General features: G+C 41.0%; 23 protein-coding genes. 5 read left to right on the top strand and 18 right to left on the bottom strand.

Going from position 1 to position 24,692, the window contains the following annotated elements; genetic code table 11:
- Positions 1–2 precede the first annotated feature (2 nt).
- Entirely contained in the window at positions 3–485 is a 483-nt protein-coding gene (locus tag FAY30_RS02880) for a nitrogenase component 1 family protein (protein ID WP_149868479.1), read from the top strand.
- Between the two features lie 209 nt (positions 486–694).
- Here the strand turns inward: FAY30_RS02880 and FAY30_RS02875 are convergent, their stop codons facing one another.
- The 7 genes from FAY30_RS02875 to FAY30_RS02845 all read right to left on the bottom strand — a co-directional run bounded on the left by FAY30_RS02875 (position 695) and on the right by FAY30_RS02845 (position 7,799).
- Complete coding sequence (locus FAY30_RS02875) at positions 695–1,375, bottom strand: DUF2642 domain-containing protein (RefSeq protein WP_149868478.1); 681 nt, start codon at positions 1,373–1,375, stop codon at positions 695–697.
- A 30-nt stretch (positions 1,376–1,405) separates the two neighbouring features.
- Entirely contained in the window at positions 1,406–2,767 is a 1,362-nt protein-coding gene (locus FAY30_RS02870) for an arsenic transporter (RefSeq protein ID WP_149868477.1), read from the bottom strand.
- A gap of 287 nt (positions 2,768–3,054) precedes the next feature.
- Complete coding sequence (locus FAY30_RS02865) at positions 3,055–4,080, bottom strand: DUF418 domain-containing protein (RefSeq protein ID WP_223820873.1); 1,026 nt, start codon at positions 4,078–4,080, stop codon at positions 3,055–3,057.
- 180 nt (positions 4,081–4,260) lie between these two features.
- Complete coding sequence (locus tag FAY30_RS02860; protein WP_149868476.1) at positions 4,261–5,775, bottom strand: succinyl-CoA:acetate CoA-transferase ScpC; 1,515 nt, start codon at positions 5,773–5,775, stop codon at positions 4,261–4,263.
- Between the two features lie 131 nt (positions 5,776–5,906).
- The gene (locus FAY30_RS02855; RefSeq protein WP_149868475.1) at positions 5,907–6,551 is read right to left on the bottom strand and encodes a LytTR family DNA-binding domain-containing protein; all 645 of its coding nucleotides are present in this window, start codon (positions 6,549–6,551) and stop codon (positions 5,907–5,909) included.
- A gap of 107 nt (positions 6,552–6,658) precedes the next feature.
- Entirely contained in the window at positions 6,659–7,159 is a 501-nt protein-coding gene (locus FAY30_RS02850) for a hypothetical protein (RefSeq protein ID WP_149868474.1), read from the bottom strand.
- Between the two features lie 22 nt (positions 7,160–7,181).
- Positions 7,182–7,799 carry a methyltransferase domain-containing protein gene (locus FAY30_RS02845; RefSeq protein ID WP_149868473.1) on the bottom strand — a complete coding sequence of 206 codons (618 nt, stop codon included), beginning with the start codon at positions 7,797–7,799 and terminating at the stop codon, positions 7,182–7,184.
- Between the two features lie 240 nt (positions 7,800–8,039).
- On the opposite strand from FAY30_RS02845, the gene FAY30_RS02840 reads away from it, so the two are divergent.
- On the top strand, positions 8,040–8,858 hold the full coding sequence (locus FAY30_RS02840) for a PRD domain-containing protein (RefSeq protein ID WP_149868472.1): 819 nt from the start codon (positions 8,040–8,042) through the stop codon (positions 8,856–8,858).
- A 51-nt stretch (positions 8,859–8,909) separates the two neighbouring features.
- On the opposite strand, the gene nagE is transcribed toward FAY30_RS02840, so the two are convergent.
- The 11 genes from nagE to FAY30_RS02785 all read right to left on the bottom strand — a co-directional run bounded on the left by nagE (position 8,910) and on the right by FAY30_RS02785 (position 20,480).
- Complete coding sequence (gene nagE, locus FAY30_RS02835) at positions 8,910–10,358, bottom strand: N-acetylglucosamine-specific PTS transporter subunit IIBC (protein WP_149868471.1); 1,449 nt, start codon at positions 10,356–10,358, stop codon at positions 8,910–8,912.
- A 227-nt stretch (positions 10,359–10,585) separates the two neighbouring features.
- Positions 10,586–11,074: a PTS sugar transporter subunit IIA gene (locus tag FAY30_RS02830; RefSeq protein ID WP_223820872.1), complete on the bottom strand. Its 489-nt coding sequence runs from the start codon at positions 11,072–11,074 to the stop codon at positions 10,586–10,588.
- Between the two features lie 268 nt (positions 11,075–11,342).
- Positions 11,343–12,260, bottom strand: a complete 918-nt coding sequence (locus tag FAY30_RS02825) for a Gfo/Idh/MocA family protein (RefSeq protein WP_149868469.1) — start codon at positions 12,258–12,260, stop codon at positions 11,343–11,345.
- Between the two features lie 41 nt (positions 12,261–12,301).
- Positions 12,302–13,063 (bottom strand): TerC family protein, encoded by a 762-nt coding sequence (locus tag FAY30_RS02820; RefSeq protein ID WP_149868468.1) that lies wholly within the window; start codon positions 13,061–13,063, stop codon positions 12,302–12,304.
- 173 nt (positions 13,064–13,236) lie between these two features.
- Positions 13,237–13,407, bottom strand: a complete 171-nt coding sequence (locus FAY30_RS02815) for a twin-arginine translocase TatA/TatE family subunit (protein WP_149868467.1) — start codon at positions 13,405–13,407, stop codon at positions 13,237–13,239.
- A 21-nt stretch (positions 13,408–13,428) separates the two neighbouring features.
- Entirely contained in the window at positions 13,429–14,346 is a 918-nt protein-coding gene (locus FAY30_RS02810) for a 4Fe-4S dicluster domain-containing protein (RefSeq protein ID WP_149868466.1), read from the bottom strand.
- 56 nt (positions 14,347–14,402) lie between these two features.
- Positions 14,403–15,230, bottom strand: coding sequence for a dimethyl sulfoxide reductase anchor subunit family protein (locus FAY30_RS02805; RefSeq protein WP_149868465.1), 828 nt, complete (start codon positions 15,228–15,230; stop codon positions 14,403–14,405).
- A gap of 15 nt (positions 15,231–15,245) precedes the next feature.
- Positions 15,246–15,794 (bottom strand): DMSO/selenate family reductase complex B subunit, encoded by a 549-nt coding sequence (locus FAY30_RS02800; protein ID WP_149868464.1) that lies wholly within the window; start codon positions 15,792–15,794, stop codon positions 15,246–15,248.
- A gap of 30 nt (positions 15,795–15,824) precedes the next feature.
- Positions 15,825–18,395, bottom strand: a complete 2,571-nt coding sequence (locus FAY30_RS02795) for a molybdopterin-dependent oxidoreductase (RefSeq protein ID WP_149868463.1) — start codon at positions 18,393–18,395, stop codon at positions 15,825–15,827.
- An 18-nt stretch (positions 18,396–18,413) separates the two neighbouring features.
- Positions 18,414–19,139 carry a TorD/DmsD family molecular chaperone gene (locus FAY30_RS02790; RefSeq protein WP_149868462.1) on the bottom strand — a complete coding sequence of 242 codons (726 nt, stop codon included), beginning with the start codon at positions 19,137–19,139 and terminating at the stop codon, positions 18,414–18,416.
- A 27-nt stretch (positions 19,140–19,166) separates the two neighbouring features.
- Complete coding sequence (locus FAY30_RS02785; protein WP_149868461.1) at positions 19,167–20,480, bottom strand: radical SAM protein; 1,314 nt, start codon at positions 20,478–20,480, stop codon at positions 19,167–19,169.
- Positions 20,481–20,821: 341 nt separating this feature from the next.
- Between FAY30_RS02785 and FAY30_RS02780 the strand changes: the two genes are divergently transcribed.
- The 3 genes from FAY30_RS02780 to FAY30_RS02770 are packed head-to-tail and all read left to right on the top strand — an operon-like array spanning position 20,822 to position 24,597.
- Positions 20,822–22,042 (top strand): PucR family transcriptional regulator, encoded by a 1,221-nt coding sequence (locus FAY30_RS02780; RefSeq protein ID WP_149868460.1) that lies wholly within the window; start codon positions 20,822–20,824, stop codon positions 22,040–22,042.
- A 19-nt stretch (positions 22,043–22,061) separates the two neighbouring features.
- A complete protein-coding gene (locus FAY30_RS02775) occupies positions 22,062–24,068 on the top strand; it encodes a molybdopterin-dependent oxidoreductase (RefSeq protein ID WP_149872566.1) in 2,007 nt (668 codons plus the stop codon).
- Positions 24,061–24,597, top strand: a complete 537-nt coding sequence (locus FAY30_RS02770) for a 4Fe-4S dicluster domain-containing protein (RefSeq protein ID WP_149868459.1) — start codon at positions 24,061–24,063, stop codon at positions 24,595–24,597. The genes FAY30_RS02775 and FAY30_RS02770 overlap by 8 nt, the downstream gene beginning before the upstream one ends.
- The last annotated feature ends 95 nt before the right edge of the window (positions 24,598–24,692 follow it).

Raw genomic sequence — 24,692 nt, 5'->3', positions numbered from 1 at the left:
GAGTGAAAAAATACCTATTGGTTTTAGTCTTACCGCTCATCTTTTTATTGTCGGGATGTCTTAGCGATCCTGTACAGGATGACTTACTAAACTATGTAAATAAAGAAATGAAGAATGCAGCGAAATTGGAAGTTGAGGCTGTTTCTGCCTACGAAAGTGTGACCGGTGCAAATTATCAGGATGACCAAACCCTCTACGATGTCCTGCTAAACGAGGTGATTCCAACGTATAATGAATTTATTAAGGAGTTGGACTCGGCCAACATTGAAACGGATGAGGTAAAAGAAATTCACGAGATTTATATTAAGGGCGCAGACATCCAGTTTAATGCCTTTGCTAAAATAAAACAGGCCTTAGAAGAACAGGATGCGGGTCTAATCCAGGAAGCCAACGACATGCTGGCGGAAGCCCGCACGCATATCCGCGATTATAAAAGTAAGCTAACCAAACTGGCGAAGGAACATGATGTAAAAATTGGAAAATAATTGAATGCACCTCAAAAATACATGAACATTGTTTTCGGGAAAAACATATTTTAATAATAGAATATCACCTAAAAGAGGACCGTGGTCCCTTAACACCACGGCCAAATAAATATTGTCAGAGATTGAAAGAATAATCCATCCTTTGTCAGCCAAACAAGTGTGGATTATTTTTTTTTTCTTTTTCTTAACACTCTGCTCACCCTTCAGATTTAATTCGCCAGATAGATGGTCTTCACATGCTCTAAATTCCGATACACGGTCTCTCTTCCTGCTGTGATTAACGATAACCTTCTATTCACGGCCTTCTGCAGCAAACCTATTTTTTCACTGCTATCCCCGCCATCGATGACAACCAGCTGATTCTCCAACTTTTTACATTGCTCATCGAAGCTTCTTGCCAATGGAATCTTCATTGAATGAACAGGGAGAGATTGATGGTCCAAGGAATACGGCGTTGCATTTTCCGGATATGGGATTAGCCATTTCACATGGTTCATTGAAATAAATACGGTTTTATATACCGACGAGTAAAAAACAAAATAGTCATTCATGATACTTGTTAAATAGCCGTGGATCGACTTATTCCCTGTTACATATACCTCAACAAATCTTCCCTTTGCATTGTTCAGCATTCTCCGAAACGAAATCGCCTGTGAATCCGTTTCAAGCGGCTTTTCAGTGGGTAGTTCATAATAGGTGCTGTTTTCCTCGATTTTCGTTTCTTTCATCCGCTGAATATGAATGGACGGAATATAGTAGAAGTTCCCCGTTCTCCCCACATATAAAACAATGATGTCCAATCCAGCATCAACAAGAATGCCTGAGTAAAAATTCCCGCCTGAAATTTCAATTTCAATATTTTTCCTCATTAAATCGCCAAACTCATTCATATTCATTTCTCCTTCATCTTTTAACCCTTGTTATTGTAGTGCCCCGCCAAAGAGCCATGAAACCCAATAATATAAAACTACTAGCGTAAACAATGTTGCTGGAGGTATAACCACGAAGGTGATTTTTACGTATTCCCACCACGTGATCATGATTTTTCCTTTTCGAACGATATGCATCCACATCAGTGTAGCAAGTGTACCCATCGGGAGAAGTAAGGATCCCATGTCACTGCCAATGACGTTCGCTAAATAGGCTACCTTCAGAGTCAACGTGTCTAGTCCCATATGGGTCAACGTCAGCGTTCCAACCATGAGTGCCGGGTGATTGTTGAAAATATTAGAGAGGATGGATAGGAGTCCGCCCATCATCACACTTGCATGAAGCAGGCTTCCGGATACCATTGGCTCCATAAAGGCAATCAGCCAGTCCGTTAAACCGATATTATTCAATCCGTAAATAATCACATACATACTAAAAGCAAAAACGAGTATATACCAAGGAGTTTTTTTCAGCATATCAGTTGGGGGAATTTTGAGATACGCCCATCTCCACCCCAATAGAATAAGGGAACCGATTACCGCCATAAGTGAAACTGGGATAGCAAAATACGATGCGACAAAAAGGCTGACACGAACAGCAAAAACAAATAGCAGGACATTACGCATGAACCTGGAACGGTCTTTTTCAGAAGAATGTTTTATTTCAGGCTTTAGCGGGTGATAGGATGATTTAGTTAGTCCCTTAACATTTATCGGAACGGTTTTCGGCAATACTTTTTTAAAGCGAAGGAACAGCAGATAGACCAACAGCAGAAGCCCGAGTGTTGCTGGAACAAACATCATCGCTGTATGCATATACAGGCTCATATCGACGATTTTCAACGCGATTAAGTTAACGATATTACTAACGCCAATTGGGGCACTTGAAGCAGTGGCAATTAAGCCCCCCGATAATAAATACGGGATTTTTTGATGGTTTTTAAGGCCCATATTATTTAGCAGCATTACTAGAATCGGTGTCGTGATTAAAATACTTCCATCATTATTGAAAAAAAGCGTCATGAGAAAACATAATAGGTTAACGTACCAGAAAAGCCGTATACCGGACCCTTTTGCTTTGGCGGCGAGTTTCTCAGCCACCCAGTTAAAGAAGCCAAAGCTTTCTAAGACGATGGCCATGACAATCGTGGCGATAATGGTGATGGCGGCACCGCTGATGGTTTCCGTGATGATACCAAGGTCGGCCAGCGTAACACTTCCGCTGATAAAAACAAGAACCGCGCCAATTGTGGCGGGAATCGCCTCGTTCATTCCGCGCGGTCTCCAAAGGATAAAAATCAGTGTGGCCACAAACGAGAAAATGGTCATCCACACCATTGGTTGAAATTGCATAATGATCTCCTCTCAAATGCTCATAATTCATGATGTCATCATGATGCGGCATTCACTCCCCTAACAGTTCGTCCGCTCCTGTCCCCCCCTTCCATTTGTCTCTCTTGTTTCTATGTACTTTATTTATATGTGCCGAGCATAAGACAGGCTCTAGGTTTGTACCCTTTTGGGGAAAATTCCACAAGAATCTAGATACGTTGGATAAAGAAAAAAGGGTGTCAGGCACCATGTGAAAAATTCACATGGTGCCTGACACCCTTTTTACCCTAATAACGTGGCATATATTATTATGTTTGTTTTCTAAGCGGCGGGATTTCAAAATAGGTTACTATTCTCCATATCCATTCCACCGGACCATATCGGAAGAAGCGGAGCCACATCACACTGAAAAAGAGCTGGATGATATAAATCGTTATACACAGGTAAAGGGATTGGATATAAGTTATTTTATTAAATAAATTTAGCGTATTACCAGCTAGAAACAGTAAAGCTGTCTGCGAAATATAATTAGTCAATGCCATTCTTCCATAGCTTTTCAGGGGGGATAATACCTTTTGAAAAAAGGAAGATTGCAACAGGAAAACTAGGAGTCCGACATAAAAGGCTGAGATAACCGGACCAATTGTAATTCCGATGCTTAAGAAGCGCTGTACCGCCTGCAAATCCGCCTCTGAGCCATATCCAATGCTGGCAGGCGCAAATTGATATTGATAAATCAGGCCGGGAACACTTAAAGCAAACATGATACTGGTAAAAAGGATTACCTTATTGCGTATTTTAGAAAGCCGTTCAAACACTTGAAATTGTCCAGCGGCGATTCCTAATAACATCAGCGGAATCACCATAAACAGTTTAAAGGAGAAGAACCCTAAAACAATTAACATCACGGTTCCGAACACAAGATTTACCACTTTATTCGCTTTGTAAAACGGCAAAATAAATAAGCCGCATATGGCATAAACCGTTAAGGCCTCCCCTGGATGAAACTGAACATGGACTAAACCGATAATAAATAACGCAGCCATTCGCCTCAGGAATAAAATATAACCGTTTCTTCCTTTTATATTGGCCCGTGTGATAAAAATATAAAATCCAACCCCAAATAAAAAGGTGAAAATTGTATAAAAGCGCCCTTCCACAAATAAATATAATAATCTCCAATAAGAGGCCTCCATCGTATGGGGTGATGGCAGCTTCACGGACAGTAGCGGGAGCACATTCACCAAAATAATCCCCAATAACGCAAACCCCCGCAAATAATCCAGCGTATCAATTCGTGTACTTCCATCCATAACCAGTCTTTTATCTTCCATTACTATCTCCTTCATAGTGCTAATGGTGCCTGACACCCTTATTACTATTTCTCCCATAAATATACAACAATTGATTCTCAGGAAAAAGGAAAAACGCTTTGATTCGATGGATCAAAGCGCTGCTTTTGTTTGTTTATTGATTTTATTTGGTAACGGGTGCAGGGATACAGTTTAATCAGGTTAAACGGTTTCTCGCACTGGCTGCAGCATGGTTCCGTTTGCAGCAAAATTTGTGTGCCACGAAAATGCCTTCTCCAGCACATGCGGGGTTTGCCCTCCTCGCGTAAGGGCTTCTTGATAATATTCACGAAGCTGTTCACGATACATAGGATGTGCACAACGTTCGATAATCAATTCTACCCGCTGCCGCGGTGCCAAGCCGCGTAAATCGGCATACCCCTGCTCCGTGACAATGACGTCCACATCATGCTCAGTATGATCCACATGTGAAACAAATGGGACAATACTCGAAATCTTCCCGCCCTTGGCAATTGATTTCGTCACAAAAATCGCTAAGCGGGCATTGCGGGCAAAATCACCTGAACCGCCGATACCATTCATCATTTTCGTTCCCGATACATGGGTAGAATTGACATTCCCATAGATATCTAATTCCAGCGCCGTATTAATCGAGATTAAGCCGAGGCGGCGGATGATTTCCGGATGATTGGAAATCTCCTGCGGCCGCATAATTAATTGGTCGCGGTATTTTTCAAAGTTCCCGTATACCTCTTTCATTTTTTCATCAGAAAGGGTAATGGAACAGCAGGACGCGAATCGAACCTTGCCGGCATCGATTAAATCAAACACCGCATCTTGCAATACCTCAGAATAAACCTCTAAGTCCGTAAACTCTGACTTGAGCATGCCATGCAGAACAGCATTTGCTACCGAACCAATTCCCGACTGGAGTGGGGCAAGGCGCTCCGTCAACCGTCCGGCCTTCACCTCGGTCCGTAAAAACTCAATCAAGTGATTCGCCATAATTACGGTCTCTTCATCAGGCGGAACAATCGTTGATGGCGAATCAAGCTGATTCGTGAACACAATCCCTCTTACCCTCTCGATATCAACTGGAATTCCAATCGTCCCCATTCTGTCATCTGCCTTTTTCAACGGAATTGGGTCTCTCTCCCCCTGCTTTCCAGGGTCGTATAAATCATGTAATCCTTCAAGATTAACTTGGTGTGCTAAATTGATTTCAATAATGAGTGATTTTGCATTTAAAGCAAACGATAAGGAGTTCCCAACCGAGGTGGTTGGAATCACCATCCCATCTTCTGTAACTGAGAACGCTTCCAAAATCGCGAAATCGACAGGATCCATTACACCTGCTCTTACCAACTCAGCCGTGTGTGACAAGTGCTGGTCAACAAACAGCATTTCGCCATTATTGATTTTACTTCGCATCGTCGGGTCCGCCTGGAACGGAAGTCTCTTTCCAAGAATTCCAGCCTCCGCAAACAACTTATCCACATCTGAGCCTAAAGAAGCTCCCGTATACACATTAACTTTAAAAACTTCTGTCTCAGCTCGTTTCACTAACGCAAATGGAACTGCTTTAACATCACCGGCACGTGTAAATCCGCTTAACCCCAATGTCATCCCATCTTCAATCCACGATGCTGCCTCTTCTGGAGTTACTACCCGATCCCAAAGACGCTGATCCCGAATCCGTTCTAATTTATTATCCATCTGTCATCCCACTCCCCTAGTGAAATTTTAAGATAATTTTAACCGATAAAGTTTATCAACTAGAGGTTTCAGAGATACATTACGGAAAATTCAGATAAAACAGCATTTCCGCCGTCTTAAACAGAATATTTCTAAAATCCTAGCAGTCTGCGAAAATAACTGGAATAAGATTGACTTACAGGCACTCGGTCGCCGTTATCCATCGATAGGATAAAAGTTGAATGAGAATCAGGGAAGATCTCCTTAATATGATTGACGTTCACAATAAACGAACGATGGCAGCGGATGAAATAATCCTTGGGCAGCAAGAACTCAAATTCTTGGAGAGAATATTTATGCGTGCCGCTGTGAACTTTAGTATGAACATATGTCTTTTTATCCTTCGCCTCTAAATAAATTACCTGTGCGAAGGGCAGCGGCACCCAACCGTCCCCGGTTTTTATTGTCACGACTAACTTCCCGCTTGTCAGTGCCGGGAAAATCGCCGTCACACAGCCTTCCAGTTTCCCTTCGTGAAAAAACGGCACCGCCATTCCATGATAGGGAACTCCAAACAGTTCACGATTAATAAACTCAGAAATTTTTTGTTTCGAATGAATTGCCTTATAGGCAATCGTCCCTTCCTTCAACGAGTCACCAGGGGTGATTTTCAAATCAATCCGCTTACTCGGCCGATAATAAATATATTCCTTCGTATTCGAAACCGCGATCGAAATCTCCTCCGAAAACAACTCACTAATCACATCCAAAAGCGAAACAACCGTAATACTCTCCATACCAATCCCCCCTCTAACAACAAAACAAACTCAATTGTCCACGCCACACGGACACTGTCCACGAATGGTGCCTGACACCAATAACACCAATAACACCAATAACACTATTATATTAGCAGAAACATGTGTAACAGGAAGGCCGATAGGAAGGTCATGGCGGTGATGAGGTGGAATTTGCGGCGGAAGCCAGAGGCTTTTTTGTGTCTCAAGAGACCGGCAATCAGTGTTATACCTAGCAGCACGATTGCCAGGTAGCCGCTCAGCAACTTTCCATGTCCATAGCCCAGCATTGCTCCAAATTCGTAAATATTAATTAACGCGTGTCCGATAATAACTGTAGTACCAAGCAGTGCAATCTTAATATGCCATTTCATTAAGTACCGGGAAAACTTTGCAAGCCGAATCTTCACCTTCCGAATGGTTGTTCTCCGAATGACCAAAAAGATGAAATACATATTAATATTGATTAAAAAGAGAAACACCGCTGCCTGAGCCAGTACCTGTCCTGTTACAATTAATGAGCTGTCATGCGGTCGGAAAAACCATATATACACAATCGAGACAACAATCAACACAATATTAGCAGCACTCCATAATCGATGGTACATAAAAAAGTCCTCGCTCCTCCCCCTAATATTCCAGCCGATATATTAAAAACCGTTCATTCGGGTCATGTTCATACAAATCCGGCAGGATGACCTCTCCTTTTAATACAAACAAAGTCTGGTTTTCGAGAAAATAAATATAATCCTCGGATGGATAGTATAACACCAGCTCAATCTCCCGTTCCACGTTCTCCACCGACAGCAAAATATGGTTGACTATCTTCCTAAACACTTGAATTGAAAACGGGTTAAAGAAATAAAAGCGATTATCCCTTGGATTAATCTCATACTCCTCTGCTAAGCAGCAATGAAACTGAATTTGCTCAGGCCCTTTTTTCGTTTTCCGCGCATAACTGCCAAGATTTTCAACAGCGGCCTGATAAAGAAGCTCATTCATTTCGATTCCCACTACAGACACATGAAAAAAATAGTGGAGATAAAAATTTAACCGCCCTTTCCCGCAGCCATAATCAACTACCCGGTCACTGCTTTTCACTTCATAATGACGAAATAGCTCCTCCAGTGCACTATAAGGCGTCGGCTCATACGGATGATAATGCAAGGACTTATTTTGGGAGGCCCCCCCATGGTGGTCTCCCTTTGTTTTGATGTTCAATAATTTATCATAATAATGTTCTTTCATCACTTACACCTATACAATTATATTTAAAACAGAAGTAACACCATACTAGATTAAACCATTTTGTGAAAAAAAGACATTAAATCCACAACCGCATCCCCTTTTCGCGATTATCAGCTGGATAAGGAGGAAAAAGTGGTATAATGTCGAAATTTATATACAATAGAAGAATGATTTGGCTAGTACTCATAAGGACAACATCAATTCTCTATTTCTAGAAAGAAAGAGCCGGGAGGTGGATCAGTGAAAATCAAAAAAATATTAAATAACAACGCCGTTGTTGTTACAGATCATAATGAAGAAAAAATTGCCATTGGTGCAGGGATTGCTTTTCAGAAAAAGAAAAATGACATCGTGAACCCCAGCAAAATTGAAAAGCTGTTTGTCATGAAGGAAAATGAGAAATTCCAGCAGCTGTTACTACAAATACCTGAAGAACATTTTGCACTTTCAGAAGAGATTATTACCTACGCCGAAGAATCCCTTGGCAGCAAATTAAACGAGCATATTCACATTGCCCTGACCGATCACTTATCCTTTGCCATTGAACGAGTGCGGGATGGAATCAATCTTAAGAATAAACTACTTAATGAAATCAAAATTCTATATAAAAAGGAATTTGATATCGGCATGTGGGCGCTTCGGCATATTGAGAAAAAGACAGCCATTAAGATGCCTGTGGATGAAGCAGCCTTTATCGCCCTCCATCTTCACACCGCTAATTTAAATGGCGGGGACATGAAACAGACGCTTCGACAAACGGCCATCATTGGAGATATGGTGCAAACGATTAAGGATTATTTACATATTGAAATAGTTGAAGACGATCTTTCATACCAGCGCCTAATGACCCATCTCCGCTTTGCTATTTCAAGAATCAGTAATGGTGAACCAAATACAATCGATGATGAGATGCTGAAAATGATCACTAATAAATTCCCCATTGCCTACAAATGTGCAAAAAAGGTTGCCAAAGACCTTTCACAAAATCACGAAATCCATCTGCCAGAGCATGAACTTGGATACTTAACACTTCACATCGAAAGACTGCGAAAACGATAAAAAACGCTTGGGCTCTGAAAAAGAGTGTCCAAGCGTTTTTGTCTGCTATTATTATTTTTTCTTTCGGATTTTCACAATCTCATCAGCTACAAATTGTACATTTGTTCCGACAATGACTTGAATGCTTTGCGGACCGACGATATTGATTCCAGGTACGCCTGTTGCTTTAATTTTCTTTTGGTCGACAGCTTTCATGTCCTTTACTTCCATTCTTAGACGAGTGACACAGTTGTCAACAGCCATTACGTTTGCGTCGCCGCCTAAGCCTTCATAGATTTGAGCTGCCATCGCAGCAAATTTGCTTTCTCCCTTAGCAAAAGAAACTTCTTCAGCATCTTCATCATCATCTTCGCGGCCAGGAGTCTTTAAGTCGAACTTTTTAATAATGAAACGGAACAAGAAGTAGTAAATAACTGCAAACACTAAACCTTGAACAATCAACCAAAACGGCTGATTTGCCATTGGATTTCTTAGACTTAAGAAAAAGTCAATAAATCCTCCACTAAAAGCAAAGCCTGCTGTCCAATGGAATGCGGCTGCAATTGCCAATGAAAGACCCGTTAAAACGGCATGAACAAGATACAGCATTGGTGCTAAGAACATGAACGCAAACTCAATTGGTTCTGTAACCCCTGTTAAGAAGGATGCAAAGCCTGCTGCAAGCATTAAGGAAGCTACTTGTTTTCTCTTTTTTGTTTTTGCTGTATGAACCATTGCTAATGCTGCTGCAGGTAACCCAAACATCATAACTGGGAAGAAGCCTGCTTGATACATGCCTGTGACTCCTTTTTCACCTTTACCAGATAAGAAGTTCCCAATATCGTTAATTCCGGCAACGTCAAACCAGAACACGGAGTTTAACGCATGGTGTAATCCCGTTGGAATTAAAAGTCGGTTGAAGAAGCCGTAAAGACCCGCGCCAACAGCACCTAAATCACTAATCGTTTTACCAAATGATACTAGTGCAGTATAGATGACCGGCCAAACAAAGAACAACACTCCAGAAACCACTAACATTGCAACCGCTGTCATAATAGGTACTAAACGTTTTCCGCTAAAGAAAGCAAATGCATCTGGCAACTTTACATGACTGAAGCGATTGTACATCATCGAAGCAACAATACCTGAAAGAATACCGATAAAGGCATTGCCGATTTTTGCAAATGCTGGGTCTACCTTTGCTGGATCAATTCCTTGCAGCAATGCAACCGATCCAGTTGAAAGCAGGGTTGTTACGACTAGATAGGCAACCAAACCACTTAGCGCTGCTGAACCATCTTTTTCTTTTGCCATCCCCAGCGCCACACCAACTGCAAAAAGGATTGGGATATTGTCGATGATTGATCCCCCTGCTTTTATTAAGAAGGCGGCTAACGGACTATCTGCTCCCCAGCCCGTAGGATCAATCCAATAACCAATACCCAATAAAAGGGCCGCAGCTGGTAAAATCGCAACCGGTAACATTAACGAACTTCCCAGTTTCTGAAAATACTTTTTCATTTTTTTACCCCCTATAAATTTTTGTCAAACTACTACTTAACAACTACTAAACTACTACTAAACGCCAAACGAGCTAACAATAAAATAAATAATTTCTGAAATTACAGCATGACGAGTAGCAGCCTGGAATCCGTTTTACTATTTTGTCACTCACCTCCTTAAAGGCAAATTTTTTATAAAAAGTGAAGCGCTGCTGAAAATTGAGGCAGCCCTTCACTTCTGATAAATTACTTTGCAGCAGCTGTAAATAAAACCGTCTTACCGGCAGTGCCTTCCTTTTCCTCAGTAAATGTATATTGCTTTTTACCATCTTCACTGTTGGTAATGACAACCGGTGTGATTGTGCTTTTTGCATTTGTACTAATATATTCCCAATCCACTTCAATTAGGAGTTGTCCCGCAGAAACTTTGTCCCCTTCATTAACGGCAACGTTAAAGCCCTTACCGTCTAAAGCTACGGTTTCTAAACCGACATGAATAAGGATTTCTGAACCATCCTCGGCACGAAGGCCAACTGCATGCTTAGTGGCTGCAACGAGAATAACTGTCCCCTTTACAGGAGAAACAATATCCCCGCTTGTTGGCATCACGGCAATCCCATCGCCCATCATTTTTTGACTGAAAACAGGATCGGGAACTTCCTCAAGAGAAACAATCTTCCCATTGACTGGTGTATAAAATTCAACTGGCTCTTTTTTAAAAAAATTAAACTTCATTACAATTACCCCTTTACTTTTTTGTTTATGGTTCCCAAAAGATGTAAAAAAAACAACAAAAAAAGACATGGAGGTACAAATAAATGGACATAAAGATCCATTCATTTTTACCACCATGCCTGATCGTATCAGTAACATGTGATCAATATATAACGTATAACCTTATCATACCACTAATCAGTAATATTTCAAGATGCAAATACAAACATTTTTTATGGGTAAAATTGTCTATCAAAGAAGGCTTCTCCTTTGGTGGAGGGTAGCTTTGTTATATTTCCATACCTTTTGCTAACTCTTCGATTATCTTTTCACAGATTTCATGGGTTTCCAGTGCATCTAATGACGAGAATCTTGGTTTACTGTGTGTTCCGAGTGCATCGATAAAATCTGTAACGAGTTGGTGGAATCCACGTTTAATAAGGGTAGGTTCCCAATCACTGCCGCGAACTTCGGTCGTTTCCATATCTTTCGAAATCACTAACTTCGACACATTATAAACCGTTCTTTTTTCCAAAGGCCCCATGACTTCGGTAACTTCCTCGCTTGTTCCATTATCCCTATTCATAATCCCTATTGCTGTTGCTCCGTTTGAAATAAATTGAACGACTACGTGGTAGAGCTTGTCGCCTTCCATTCTCCCATTTACGATTAGCTCCTCAATTGGGTACGGAAATAAATATCTCATTGTATCGACAACATGAATGAAATCGTCATAAATGAAGGTTCTCGGTTCACCGGGCAGACCTTTCCTATTTTTCTGGACAACCACCATATTTGGGTCGGCAACTTCTTTCAGTTTCGTGTAAGAAGGGGCATATCTTCTATTAAAACCGGTCATGAGAATTAAACCCTTCTCCTCTGCAAGTTCAACAAGCTTTTTAGCACCCTCATAATGATCCGTGATCGGTTTATCCACAAACACATGGATATTGTTCTGTAACAATGCTTGGACTATTTCTTCATGTGAAGACGTGGACGAATGAATAAATGCCCCCTTTATCCCACTATCTAGTAATGATTCAAGACTTGTATGCAGATTTTCAAAACGGTATTGACTGCCAATGGACTCCAGCTTCTCTTTGTTTCTTGTGTATAAATGAAATTCCACATCTCTTATTTTACTGTAGACAGGCAGATACGCCTTTTGCGCAATATCCCCAAGTCCGATTATGCCTAATTTAAGCATAGGATTCCCCTTCCTTCTTTGCCATCTATTGTTAAACCTTATTAATGAGAATATTTTTCAGTTTTTGACTTCCGAACGGCATGGATAATAAAAGTAATCACAAACGCCATGACCATTACAATAATAAATATTTCATTCGCAATATGAATATTCACAAGCGTGAGTCCCATCTTAACCGCAATAAATGTAATCAAAACATATGCCGTCGTTTCAAGTTCTGGGACCCTGTTCATCAAACTAATGAAAAATGTTGCCACTCCCCGCATTAACAAAATTCCAATCATCCCGCCAAGCAAGATAACCCAAACTTCTTCCGAAACAGCTAAGGCAGTGAGAATACTATCGACAGAAAACGCTAGGTCCATTAACTCGACACTGATAACCGTTGCCCAGAAGACACCAAATGTTTTTGTCAACCAGCCCTTTGGCTGATGTTTTGCTTCCTCATCATCATTATCTTTATGCTTATATTTTTCGATAAAAAATTTGGCGGACAGCCATAGCAGATATAACGCACCAATTAACTTAATAAACCAAAGTTTTATTAAAAACGTTCCTAATCCAATGAAAATAAAGCGGAATAAATAAGCTCCCCATAACCCATATATTAGTGCTTTCCTCTGCTGCTCTTTTGGTAACGGCTTAACAAAGGCCGACAACACCAAGGCATTATCTGCAGATAATATACATTCTAATACCGCTAAGGATAAAATCATGCCCCAGGCTTTTGGAGAGGACAATACCTCGGCCCACATATGCCAATCAAACATGGATGCAAAGGTTGATAAAATTTCATTTAGCATAAATCACTTCTCCTTTGTTATTCAAACATTAGTTTGTCCAATATACATTAAACACTATAGTACTTTTTATCAGATTATCAAAGAATTCTGGATTCAAAAAAGGTAAAAGGCACCACGAAAGAATTTCGTGGTGCGCCCGACGCCAAATTTAATTACACAAGAATTTTTTATGATTAAACCTTTTCTTCCTTTTCCTCATCCATCAATCCTTTAGTGGATGTTTTGAATTCTTTTAAAGATTGACCAACGGCTCTTCCTAGTTCCGGTAGTTTCTTAGGGCCGAATATGATCAGAGCCAGGACTAAAACAATAATTAAACCTGGTATTCCGATGTTTGATAACATCTTAAATCATCTCTTTTCATTTTAACATGTTTGGCTACTTAAGTAACCATCCTTCCGACTTGCACAAACCGGACATTTTTCATCATGGTCATGTAAAGTTTGAAAGCTACTTTTGCACAAGGTGCACGTTTTCTGATACACATCTAAGCTTTTCGAAAAAGCTGTTGCCAGCAATCTTGTTACACTAACAGCCTTTTCAGGACAAAGATCCTGACAAAGCATACAGCCGGAACAGGATTGAAGATTTATAGTGAAATCATTCTCACCCAAGTTAAAGCAGGTTTTAGGACAGGTCACTTCGCACGCTTTACAAAGTGTACACTTCTCGGGAGCAATAGTCACATCAAAAAATTGAACGTCTGGATAGTATCGATTTACATCTAAATCCTTATGATTAAAACGCCATTTAGCCGGTGTCACTTGTCTAACAAATGACTGACTTTCTTTCTTCCAAAGTGAAAATAATTCTCTTCTTGAATATGAGTTTTCAAGAACTATTTCCTTCTCGATCATAAAAGGTTTCTTCCCCAGCTGATCTAACACTGAATGGACTTCTTCCAGCGAATCCGTCCATGCCTGGCTAAACTCTTTTTCTTCACAGGCAATCGTGGTGACTCCTTTAGCATGGTAAATCAACAATTCCTTCAAAGGCGGCGGATCCACATTAGTCATGGCGATTAATTTTTTTTGAAAAAAAGATTGCTTTGGTAATATGCCCGCAACCGCTTGAACGGGACAGGCTGCCAGGCAATTTCCGCATGAGGTGCACTTCTGATTATCAATTACCAGTTTTCCTTGTGAAAAGGTAATCGCATCTTCCAGACAGGCGGTCAAACATTTTTCACAAGTAGATCGGGGGCTTATATGGCGCACACAAGCCGATGGTAAAATTTCAAAATCATATGCAAGACTTTCCACCCACTTATCAACAAATCCCACTTACCTCACCCCCGATTATTTTCACAGGCAGAAGCAGGCTGCCTCCACGATATCTCTTATGATCCTAATACGTAAAACACATATCTGCTCATTCCCTCAGCAATTACAAAGAAGATCAGCGCAGCATAGATGAAGGCATAATTCAATTTATTCTTAAGTGATAAATAGGCCAGCAGTACGAGCCCGGCAATTTCTATAACCCAGCGAACTCCAATCATGCCGGAATATGGCACCATTTTATGTGCAGCTGTTTCCCCCGCAATTGTCTGAATTTCAGGTATATACGCATTGAACATAGCGGAACCAATTAATTGAACGGCAATCCCAATGATACTAAACGTGAATGCCCATTTGATTGCTTTTAGGATTGCTTCACCCTTAAGAGATTTTGCCAGTAGGCTTGCCCCAAGAATTGGCCCCAAGGAAAAGGCTGTACCATAAAAGACAAAATACGTATTCAGATGATTCCAGCCGTTAACACGAGTAACAGTATAGGCTGATGCCATGCAATAAATATCAATCATCCCAACCAGCCCGGTGATCAACATAAGCACCGGATTGATTTTCTTCTGAACAACCGCAAGACCTGCTGTTACACACGCTAACGCAATGAATACACCTGTTACAACAATTTCATTGCTCATCCATGACCGGCCAAAGCCTCTGATAGCGTTAAGGGCATGGATCGGTTTGCCAAGATGAAAGAAAGCCCCAAATAAACCGACAATCGCTAAACTGGCAATGACTAAAAGTGGTACTTTCATTACTTTAATAGAATTTGCGCCGCCATCAGCCATTTGCCCATTGATAAACCATAGGAACAAGATTCCGCCAACCGCTGCGGGTATAGCAATCGTGAAGATTAATAATGCCCATTCATGCATTTTTCTTCCCCTCCTTTATTTTGATTGACCTAATGAGGTAAGCACGAGGTTTGGTTTTGTGATAGATGAGCTTGGCATCCCTTTAATGTCTGCATTTTTCCCGTATTTCGCACGGAGCTTGTCAATCTCATCAAACTCAATCGCCCGCATCGGACATGAGGTTACACAAACCGGTTCCTCACCCTTTTTCCTTAAATCCATACATGTATCACATTTCGTCATCATCCCGAGCTCTTTGTTGTATTGCGGTGCACCATATGGACAGTTCCATTCACAATAGCGGCAGCCCATACATTTTTCTTGGTCGATTAAGACAACACCATCCTCTGTACGCTTATAAGCTGCACCCGTGGGGCATCCCTTCACACATCCCGGTTCATCACAATGATTGCAGGATATAGATAAATGGTACATAGATACATTAGGAAACGTCCCTTCCTGAAAATCATATACCCGTCGAAAATTCCGGCCAACTTCTAAATTACTTTTATCCTTACATGCAATCACACATGTTTTACAACCAATACATTCGGCAACGTTAACGTAAAATCCCATTTGAGGCATTTCAGCCAACCTCCTCTCTCGTCCTGTCTGTTAAAATTTGATAATCCGCTGATCCCATTTGTAATCTTCTTCAAGTGGTGTACCATTCCATTTTTCAATATTGCATCGAGCCGTATTATATCCGGAAGTACCCAGTCCTGTTGGGACAAATCCCACTAGCATATTATCTGCACCAGCACGGTCCACTTCATCCTTCTCGTCCAGATCTACCCAGGCTCCATGCGGCAGGGCAACTGTTCCTGGCATCAGCGTCTCGACCACAAGTGCCGGCCGGAGTGTCTTTCCATATTCATTGGCAAGCATCACCGTCTCACCTGTTTTGATCCCCAATTCATCGGCGTCCGCACGACTTATATAAACCGGATTTGGCCATACTTCCCTGAGCTGTGGTACATTGTCAAAGGTGCTGTGCGAGCGGCGTAAGTAATGTGGGTTAAAGACCTGATATGGATACTTTCCTTTTCTCTTCTTTTTCCAATCTGAAAAAGTAGATTCATAGCCTTCCGCCCTTGGTTCATATTTAGGTATTGGAGAAATTTCGGTAAAAGCTTTCTTGGATGCTTCATTCATCGCTTTACAATAAATTTCAAACTTCCCACTCTCGCTTGATACAGGGTTCTTTACAGGATCATCAATAAAATCCTTATAAGCAATATAGCCTAAATTATCGCCTTTTTTCCTTGGAACCTGATAAATACCTGCATCTAAAAACTTCTGCAACCCGATACGACCCTGCTGTGGTGTTCCTTTTACACCCCACTCTTGAATGTCTTCCGCCGTAATAGTACAAAGTGGTTCGAAGTCTTTTCCGTTTTCTTTTACCACCATGCTTCCGGCAAGCTGATTGAAAAATTGTTGTTTTTCACTAATTGGGTAAACTTCTTCAGGGTTCTTTCCAAGTTTCTTAATCAATAATTTAGCAATCTCTTGATCACTTTTTGCCTCGTATAATGGTTCAACGATTTTAGACCAGGCAATTAATATTTCACGATTGCCTCCTGTAACAGATCCATCTCTTTCCCACTCAGTTGTAACTGGGAGAACAATATCTGAATACTTAGCCGTTGTTGTCAAGGCATAAGCGTTTGTGACAACAAATTCAACTTTTCGGTGTGCTTCAATTCCTCTCATAATATTGCTTCGTGTTTGAAGGACAGCGTTATATCCATGATAAATAAATTGAATGTTTACATTTCTTTCCCCTTCACCTTTTTGCAAATACTTCCCTTTCAATACTGCATCAAAGATTTGATTTTCATTAATCACATTTGTAATCGGATTCGGAATATCAGGTAATCCATTGCCCCCGGACGTTAATAGTGCCGGTCCATTATTCCCGGCATATTCCCAGCAGCTGACACCAGTCATATTTCCGGAACTTCCCATATGTCCTGTCATCATACCGAGTGTGGAGAATGCCTGTACCCAGCCTTCGCCGTTATTAATCCTTGCCGGTGCCCATCCCGTCAATAGGGCGACTCTTTCAGTACCGCCAATTTCTCTTGCAAGATAACGGATTGTACTTGCTTTCACACCACATATTTCTGCTGCCCACTCAGCAGTTTTTGGCTGATTGTCATATGTTCCTAAAAGATAATCCTTAAAGTTTTCCTTTTGATCCACTCCTGCAGGCATATGCTCGGCATCAAAACCAACGGTATATTTATTTAAAAAATCCCATTTCACAAGTGGATTCGTTGTCGGATCATCTTCTTCGAGTAAGGTATGCATAATACCAAGTGCCAGAGCATGGTCTGTGCCTGGGCGTACAGGTATCCATTCAGCCCCAAAGACATTAGCTGAGTCCGTATAAAGAGGGTCAATGGTGATAAAACGTGCCCCGGCCTTTTTAGCCTGCAAATAGTTATAAGTGGCACTTCCCATCGTGCTCCAAGCAGGATTAGCTCCCCATAGGACAATCAGTTGAGAATTCCTTAAATCCACACGGTCATTAATCCCCTGGACATAAAGGCCTTCGCCGACACCAAGCATCTCATACGTATAAAGCCATGCGCCCCATGAGATGGTTCCCGTACTGGCAGTATAACCACCCACGGTTGACATCGCCTTCCCCATTTCACTTCCGCCTGTCACCCAAATAGATTCGTTTCCATATTTACTACTAATTCTCTTCGTTTCTGAGGCGATATGTTCAATTGCTTCTTCCCAAGAAATCCGAACCCATTGATCCTTTCCACGGAGCTCCTTCTTGCCTCCGCCAGGCTGCCAATTTTTCCGTTTCATTGGGTATTTTAAACGATCCGCATTAAAGACTTGATGCCGCTGTGACCGTCCCCGCAAACAACCTCGTTGTTGCGGGAAATCCGGGGAATCTGCATGGGTATCATCTGTTTTTTGCCGAATCACGACACCATCTTTGACAAGTACTTTATTTAAGCACCTGCTGCCACAGTTGTGCCAGCAAGCTGCGGTTTTCCATACTCCCTCTCCACTGGGATCATCAGTTCCAATGTTTCCTTCTGCTTTGGCGACAAGACCTCGGGAAACCGGTACAACCATTGTGGCAGCAGCGGCAGAAGTCCAGCCAATGAACGATCTTCTCGTTAACTTAAAATCTCTAATTTTATTCAATAGATCCATCTTTATAACCCTCCTTATCTATTTGTCCTTAACAATCTCTATCTTCAATAGTTCTTGTAGAACTTTTGAATCCATTTGTATAAAATGTTCCAAGATCGCTCCAAGCCCTTTAAAAAATCCTGTTTCGGCATGTGCAATGACCTTTCCAGCGAAATGAGGAATAAATGCCAGCAAGTGTTCATCGATGAATCGCTGCTGTTCTTTAAGCAAATGATTAATTTCTCTGCACACATCAGGCTTTTTTTCATCACTTGCCCGAATGCAAAACTCGTTTAGCCGATAGACAAAATCAAGCTCCAGACCAACGTGGTCATCCGGTTCAACATTGAAATCTGATGTTTGAAAACCATATTTCTCGTATACCTTTCTTACATCCATGGTTGTCTTCTGGAACAAAAGCTTATCCTTTCTTACATAGACCGATTCCCAAGGTTGCGCTGGTGCTTCAAAAGGCCCAATAAACATCCTCGTATAATCCCAATGCAAATCCTCGAAATGGCTGTCAATATGGACAGGATCATGTTTGGATAGATACCGTTTGACCACCTGAACCCCTTCGTGGATTCCATCTACCTCTTCCTGGAAAGGGAACTGTTCAATCATGTTTCTTTGAATAAATTCTTTGATGTACTCCTTTGATGGCTCCTCAATGAAGAATCTTCTTAAAATGTCATATGCAAATTGCCTTGCATAGAAAATATTGACTAGATCCTTGATCATAATCGACTGTTTTACCGTTTCCATATTATCGCTCCTTTTCTGCAAGTAGGTTCAAACCTCTTTAAGAACAAACATATTAGGTGTGGTTAATTTCAGCTGCACTTCCCTGATGACCTCCTCATATTCCTCCATTTCGACCACATTGGATGAAATGACGATATCCACCTCCCTAAATTTCAAAAATGGGATCGCCGCAATTGGGAATTGCAGAAAATCGTAATTATCATTCATCGTGAATGGCACATGCCTTTTTTCTAACACTTTCTTCACCTTTACCTTGTCCTTCCCAAACACCTTTGCTGTCTTAAAATAATAATCCCGCGGGGAAAGTTGATACGTCCCGTCTAAAATTTGATCATGGTTTTGCTGATAGATTTGCCCGGTAAATTTGTTTTCCAATGAGCAGTAATGAACACCAAGCTTGAGATTCTTCTCCAGTGCAAATTTGACGAGATCCAGGCAAAGTTTTTCACTTTCTGCCACAGCCAATCCACCCGCATACCAAAAGTTGTAATACACTTCATATGGTGGATTTTTAAGCTCTAAACCCTTATCCCTGAAGGCCTGTGCATTCCCAAGAGGAAAGCAGAATTCCAATAAATTAATACCAAAAATATCAAGCCGATCGAGTTCAAGCAAAAGCGACTTCATTTCATCTCCGGTTCCCGGAATAACCGGCATTTCAACCATTACATCCGGTATATATTTCTTAGCCAGAGCGATTTTCGTAAGAATGTGCTTTCTCTTTTGTGCTGAGTCCTCCATTTTGATACTAAAGCGAATTTCATTTAAATGAGTATCAGACAATGCTTGTAGAATTTCTTCATCAAGCAAATCTCCTGCTGTATATAATCTTGTATGTGCATCAGGAACTAGCTCGTCTGCAAGTTGGAAAAAGGCCAGCGCTTCTTCCTTATGCAACAGTGGCTCCCCTCCTGTTAACGCAATGTGTGTCAAGATGACACCCTGTTCTACTAAACTCTTTAAATCTCCATTTATATTTTTCTTGTTTTGTAAATAAAAGTTGTATTCATCTTGATTCTTGTTAAAGCAAAAATAGCAATCTCGGTGGCATTTTAACGATACGAAGGTGGTATAACTACCAGTCCCTTTTGCACAGGCTTCACAAGCACTTGAAATCCGTTTGTTTGATAGAATACTTTTGTTGTTATTTCGATAAGTAGCGCCCTTCGAAAGCAATGTTTCGTGTACTTCAGCATTATGATGCTCCCTTTTGGAAAGCGGCAATCCAAAAGACTGAATCTGTTCAAGGGTTGCAGCCTCAATATTTGCGTAAATGTCTGCATACGAAACAAGTGATTTATTGTTTACTGTCCTGAAATTGTCTTTTGAAAGATTGTTCATCTTATCAAACTTCCTTTTCGGATTTTTTTAGCCGATAGGAAAGGATAACTATCCTATCAGTCTTAAGTGCAACTATGCCTAATCTCCGCCTTAACGGCTCGCCAATCGGCAAGTTTTCTTCAACATCGGTTACTTGTGAATAAATTCACATTCACTTTATGATTTTATTATAGTTTTTTAGCTGTTGAGTTGATATGGCCATGCTGTACGAATAAGCACGGCCATTTTTGTGCCCAGCATACAAAAGTCTTTAACGATTCTGTGACATTCATTGTTCAGGCCATCTGCTTGCTTTAAGATGAATGTAGATACCATTTAAATAGGAGAAAGGTGAATAATTGATGCACACTTCATTTGCTATTCCAAAATTTGTCCAGGAATTATTGACCGTTTCAAGCCAAGGGGTTCACCAGATTATTCAAAAGCTTTCCACCCTTTTATCCCTTCCAGTCCTTGTAGTGGATCCGTTCTATCAGGTTCTTTCTTGTTCAACAGGAAATGATGCAATCGATGAAATAGTGATCATACCTGATCAGCAGCAGGAGCCTCATTCATCCATTCCTGTTTTCAGCTGCCAAATTTCAACCATTCACACTTTAACGACTGGATTTGCTTGTCCCATAATCTCAAATAATAAAAAACTAGGGTATATCGTTATATATAGTAACAACTCGCCATTAGAGGCAGATCTGTATGAAGATACTCTTACGCTTGCTGCTTCTTTATGTGCCCTGCAAATGCAGAAAAGTCTAGAAATCAGGCAAGAAAAGCAAAAATTTAAGGAAGCCTTTCTTTTTGACCTGCTGTATGGAAACATCAAGAATAAGAAAGATGTGATTGAATATGGGGACATTTGGGGATGGGATTTTAGTATCCCTTATGTTGTCATCGTATTTTCATATAAAGAAGAAAATCACTTTTTCACGAACAAGCACATGGTGAATATGCTGTTGCAAGTTGTGGAAAAAGAGTTGATTTTGCAAAATATCAAACCGATTGCCATGGCCAAACAAAATCAGGTGATTATCCTGATCCCGCTGCCAGATGATCATCATGATGGAAACAAAATTAAGCTGGAAACCTTTGCTGAGACGATTCTAAATAAGGCAGAAAAAATGAACTCGGAGGTTGCCATTGCTTGTGGAATTGGGAAAAAGTATATGAATCCCACTGACATCTTTAGAAGTTACCAAGAGGCAAAAGTAGCGCTGGAATTAGGCATCTTATTGAATATTCCAACACCATTATTTACCGATTTGGGCTTAGAACGGATTTTATATAAACATGATCTTCAAGATTTACTGGAATATTACCACCACACATTAGGAAGTTTACTTGAACACGATAAGCATCATGATGGAAACCTCATCGAAACCCTTGAAGCTCTTGCTGCCAATCAATTTGATATGAGTAAAACGGCCAAAGAATCGTTTCTTCATCGAAATACACTGCGTTATCGCGTGAAAAGAATTGAAGATATTCTCCAAGTGAAATTGGATGACTTACACGTTCGCTTAGATATTATGGCAGCTTTCAAAATTAAACAGCTTCGAAAAATATGAGGAATGAAGGTTGTACAAAATGAAAGATGGCATTTACAGAAACACCTGTCCGCGTAATTGCTATGGAACTTGCGGCATCTTGTCACATGTTAAAAATGGCCGGCTGATAAAAGTGACCGGGGATCCGAAACACGGGTTTACAAAGGGGAGACTTTGTGCCAAGGGATATGCCTCCACCCAATTTGTCTATAATACACAAAGGCTTAAGTACCCAATGATTCAAAGTCCCAGAGGATCTGGAAACTGGAAGAGAATTTCATGGGATGAAGCATATTCTATTATTGCTAGAAAAATCATTGAATTAAATCAGCGGTATGGTTCTAATCTTGCCAGCGGCTACAACAAATTCTCAGGAAATCTTGGATTACTGCACTATGCGGTGGAAGGGATGTTTAATAGTTTGGGTCCACATACAAAACCTACCGGGAACCCTTGTGCTTTAACAGGTAAACTCGCCGTTAACCATTCCTTTGGAGAAAACTACAGCTCTGTTCCCGAGGATATGGCACATGCCAGCCTCATTGTCATCTGGGGGGCGAATCCTGCCGTTACCAATGTCCATCAAATGAAGTTTATTTATGAGGCAAGGCGCAGCGGAGCAAAATTTGTTGTGATTGATCCTATTTTTACGAGAACTGCCGAAAAGGCGGATATCTTTATCCAAATAAACCCAGGAACAGATGGATGGCTTGCTTTAGGCATCGCCAAAATCATCATCGAAAAAGGGCTTGGTGACGAAGAAACCATTCGGAAGCAAACCATTGGCTGGGATCAATATAAGGACTTTCTTCAGAATCAACTCGACTTTTCTGAAGTATTGGAACGAACAGGTGTCCCAATGGAGGCAATGGAAGAACTTGCTGAAATTTACTCTACATTAAAACCAGCTATCACCTGGAACGGCTTAGGGCTTCAACGAAACGATAAAGGCGGCCATAGTATCAGCGCGATCACCAGTCTTGCAGCTATGACAAATAATCTACGCACTCCATATGGCGGATTATACTATATGCATTTTGATATTGATCATTTCCCGCAAAGGCTTGTTAACCATCAAGGGCCTGTTCATCCAACCATTGCTGACTCTAGAGAAGTGGATATTAGTAATTTTTCAAAAAACGCACTTGCTTTAAATGATCCGCCGCTTAAATTCCTTTGGGTAGCGTCAAGAAATATTATTACGCAGGATCAAAACCTTAATACATGGCAGCAATTGTTCAATCAATTAGAGCTCATCGTGACAGTGGATCTTTATTTGACCAAAACGGCGAAACAGTCGGATATTGTGTTACCGGCAGCCTCTCATTTTGAAGAAGAAGATTTAAACGTAGGGTATTGGCATTATTGGTTAGCCCTTAACCAAAAAGCCATCCCTCCTTATTACGAAGCAAAAAGTGATTTACAGATTGCCAGGGAATTGACAAAAAAGCTGAATGACCTCTCCCCAGAGTTTTCTAACTTTCCTTTTGAAAAAGAACCAATTGACTGGATAAAAGAAGAACTTTCACCGGAGATTATGCAACAATATGGACTTACCAGTTATGAGGACTTACTAGAAGGGCCGCAGCAAAAAATAGAAATAAATGACTTTCAGCCGAATCCAGAGAAATTCAAACTTCTTCCGGCCATTGAAGCGCAGTTCCAAGCTGATGACCCTCAGGAGCCATTAACCTATAGACTGTTATCGCCGCAATCATTGTTGAAAATCCATTCTCAATATGAATCGGTATCTTGGTTAGATCATAGGGAGACTGACAATATCATTGAAATCTCTACAAGTGCAGCGAACGAACATGGGATGGAAGATCATACAAATATTGAGATCTACAATGAACACGGGTCCATCTCTGGGGCGCTTAAAATTAATCCAACATTGCCGGCTAATGTGGTGCTAGCCTCCCAGGCTGGAAGCAACCCCATTAATCAATTAATCTCCCAAAAGGAAGATAAGGATGCAAGTGGATCTAGTACGTTCTTTTATGACAGCAAAGTGAAAATTAGGAAACGGAGAGATACGCATGTATAAACGGGCCGGATTCATTTTCAATGCGGATGATTGTATCAATTGCAAAGCATGCGAAATTGCCTGCAAAAATGAAAATCAAACCCCTGCCGGCATCCAATGGCGAAGGGTTAAAAAAGCAGCACCTGAACTATATCTATCTATTTCTTGTAATCACTGCGACAGCCCGGAATGTTTCCGTGTCTGTCCGGAAAGAGCATTCACTAAGCGCAAAGATGGCATTGTCCAAATTGATGAAAATCTTTGCACAGGCTGTCAGTTATGCGTCACAGCCTGTCCCTATCAGGCACCACAATTTAATCCTGTAACGCGAAAGGTCAGCAAATGCCAAATGTGCTACCCAAGACAGGATCTCGGAATGGCTCCGGCTTGCGTGGAGGCTTGTACAACAGGCGCGCTCGGCCTGGTAGATTTACAAACGTTTGAAGATGAGCAGACAATCCGTACAATACAAGGTTTCCCTGATATCACCGTTACCTGTCCATCCATCCTCTTCTATCCGTTAAAACCAAGAAAGAGGTATTTTCTTTAATTAAGCAGCTTCTCGTTAATCGCTCAATAGTAAAATGAGCGATTTTTTGATCCCGCTGTTGTAAATAATAGAAAATAATTGAAAAATTCCCCATT

This window comes from Bacillus sp. S3 (assembly GCF_005154805.1).
GTDB lineage: Bacteria > Bacillota > Bacilli > Bacillales > Cytobacillaceae > Neobacillus.
The sequence above is the reverse complement of the archived record's forward strand: the minus strand, read 5'-3'. Positions and strand labels throughout refer to the sequence as shown.

Excerpts from the sequence above, each read along its gene's own strand:
- FAY30_RS02875 (WP_149868478.1), bottom strand. The coding sequence starts at position 1,375 with ATGAATGAGTTTGGCGATTTAATGAGGAAAAATATTGAAATTGAAATT.
- FAY30_RS02870 (WP_149868477.1), bottom strand. The coding sequence starts at position 2,767 with ATGCAATTTCAACCAATGGTGTGGATGACCATTTTCTCGTTTGTGGCC.
- FAY30_RS02865 (WP_223820873.1), bottom strand. The coding sequence starts at position 4,080 with ATGGAAGATAAAAGACTGGTTATGGATGGAAGTACACGAATTGATACG.
- FAY30_RS02860 (WP_149868476.1), bottom strand. The coding sequence starts at position 5,775 with ATGGATAATAAATTAGAACGGATTCGGGATCAGCGTCTTTGGGATCGG.
- FAY30_RS02855 (WP_149868475.1), bottom strand. The coding sequence starts at position 6,551 with ATGGAGAGTATTACGGTTGTTTCGCTTTTGGATGTGATTAGTGAGTTG.
- FAY30_RS02850 (WP_149868474.1), bottom strand. The coding sequence starts at position 7,159 with ATGTACCATCGATTATGGAGTGCTGCTAATATTGTGTTGATTGTTGTC.
- FAY30_RS02845 (WP_149868473.1), bottom strand. The coding sequence starts at position 7,799 with ATGAAAGAACATTATTATGATAAATTATTGAACATCAAAACAAAGGGA.
- nagE (WP_149868471.1), bottom strand. The coding sequence starts at position 10,358 with ATGAAAAAGTATTTTCAGAAACTGGGAAGTTCGTTAATGTTACCGGTT.
- FAY30_RS02830 (WP_223820872.1), bottom strand. The coding sequence starts at position 11,074 with ATGAAGTTTAATTTTTTTAAAAAAGAGCCAGTTGAATTTTATACACCA.
- FAY30_RS02825 (WP_149868469.1), bottom strand. The coding sequence starts at position 12,260 with ATGCTTAAATTAGGCATAATCGGACTTGGGGATATTGCGCAAAAGGCG.
- FAY30_RS02820 (WP_149868468.1), bottom strand. The coding sequence starts at position 13,063 with ATGCTAAATGAAATTTTATCAACCTTTGCATCCATGTTTGATTGGCAT.
- FAY30_RS02815 (WP_149868467.1), bottom strand. The coding sequence starts at position 13,407 with ATGTTATCAAACATCGGAATACCAGGTTTAATTATTGTTTTAGTCCTG.
- FAY30_RS02805 (WP_149868465.1), bottom strand. The coding sequence starts at position 15,230 with ATGCATGAATGGGCATTATTAATCTTCACGATTGCTATACCCGCAGCG.
- FAY30_RS02800 (WP_149868464.1), bottom strand. The coding sequence starts at position 15,794 with ATGCCTCAAATGGGATTTTACGTTAACGTTGCCGAATGTATTGGTTGT.
- FAY30_RS02795 (WP_149868463.1), bottom strand. The coding sequence starts at position 18,395 with ATGGATCTATTGAATAAAATTAGAGATTTTAAGTTAACGAGAAGATCG.
- FAY30_RS02790 (WP_149868462.1), bottom strand. The coding sequence starts at position 19,139 with ATGGAAACGGTAAAACAGTCGATTATGATCAAGGATCTAGTCAATATT.
- FAY30_RS02785 (WP_149868461.1), bottom strand. The coding sequence starts at position 20,480 with ATGAACAATCTTTCAAAAGACAATTTCAGGACAGTAAACAATAAATCA.
- FAY30_RS02780 (WP_149868460.1), top strand. The coding sequence starts at position 20,822 with ATGCACACTTCATTTGCTATTCCAAAATTTGTCCAGGAATTATTGACC.
- FAY30_RS02775 (WP_149872566.1), top strand. The coding sequence starts at position 22,062 with ATGAAAGATGGCATTTACAGAAACACCTGTCCGCGTAATTGCTATGGA.
- FAY30_RS02770 (WP_149868459.1), top strand. The coding sequence starts at position 24,061 with ATGTATAAACGGGCCGGATTCATTTTCAATGCGGATGATTGTATCAAT.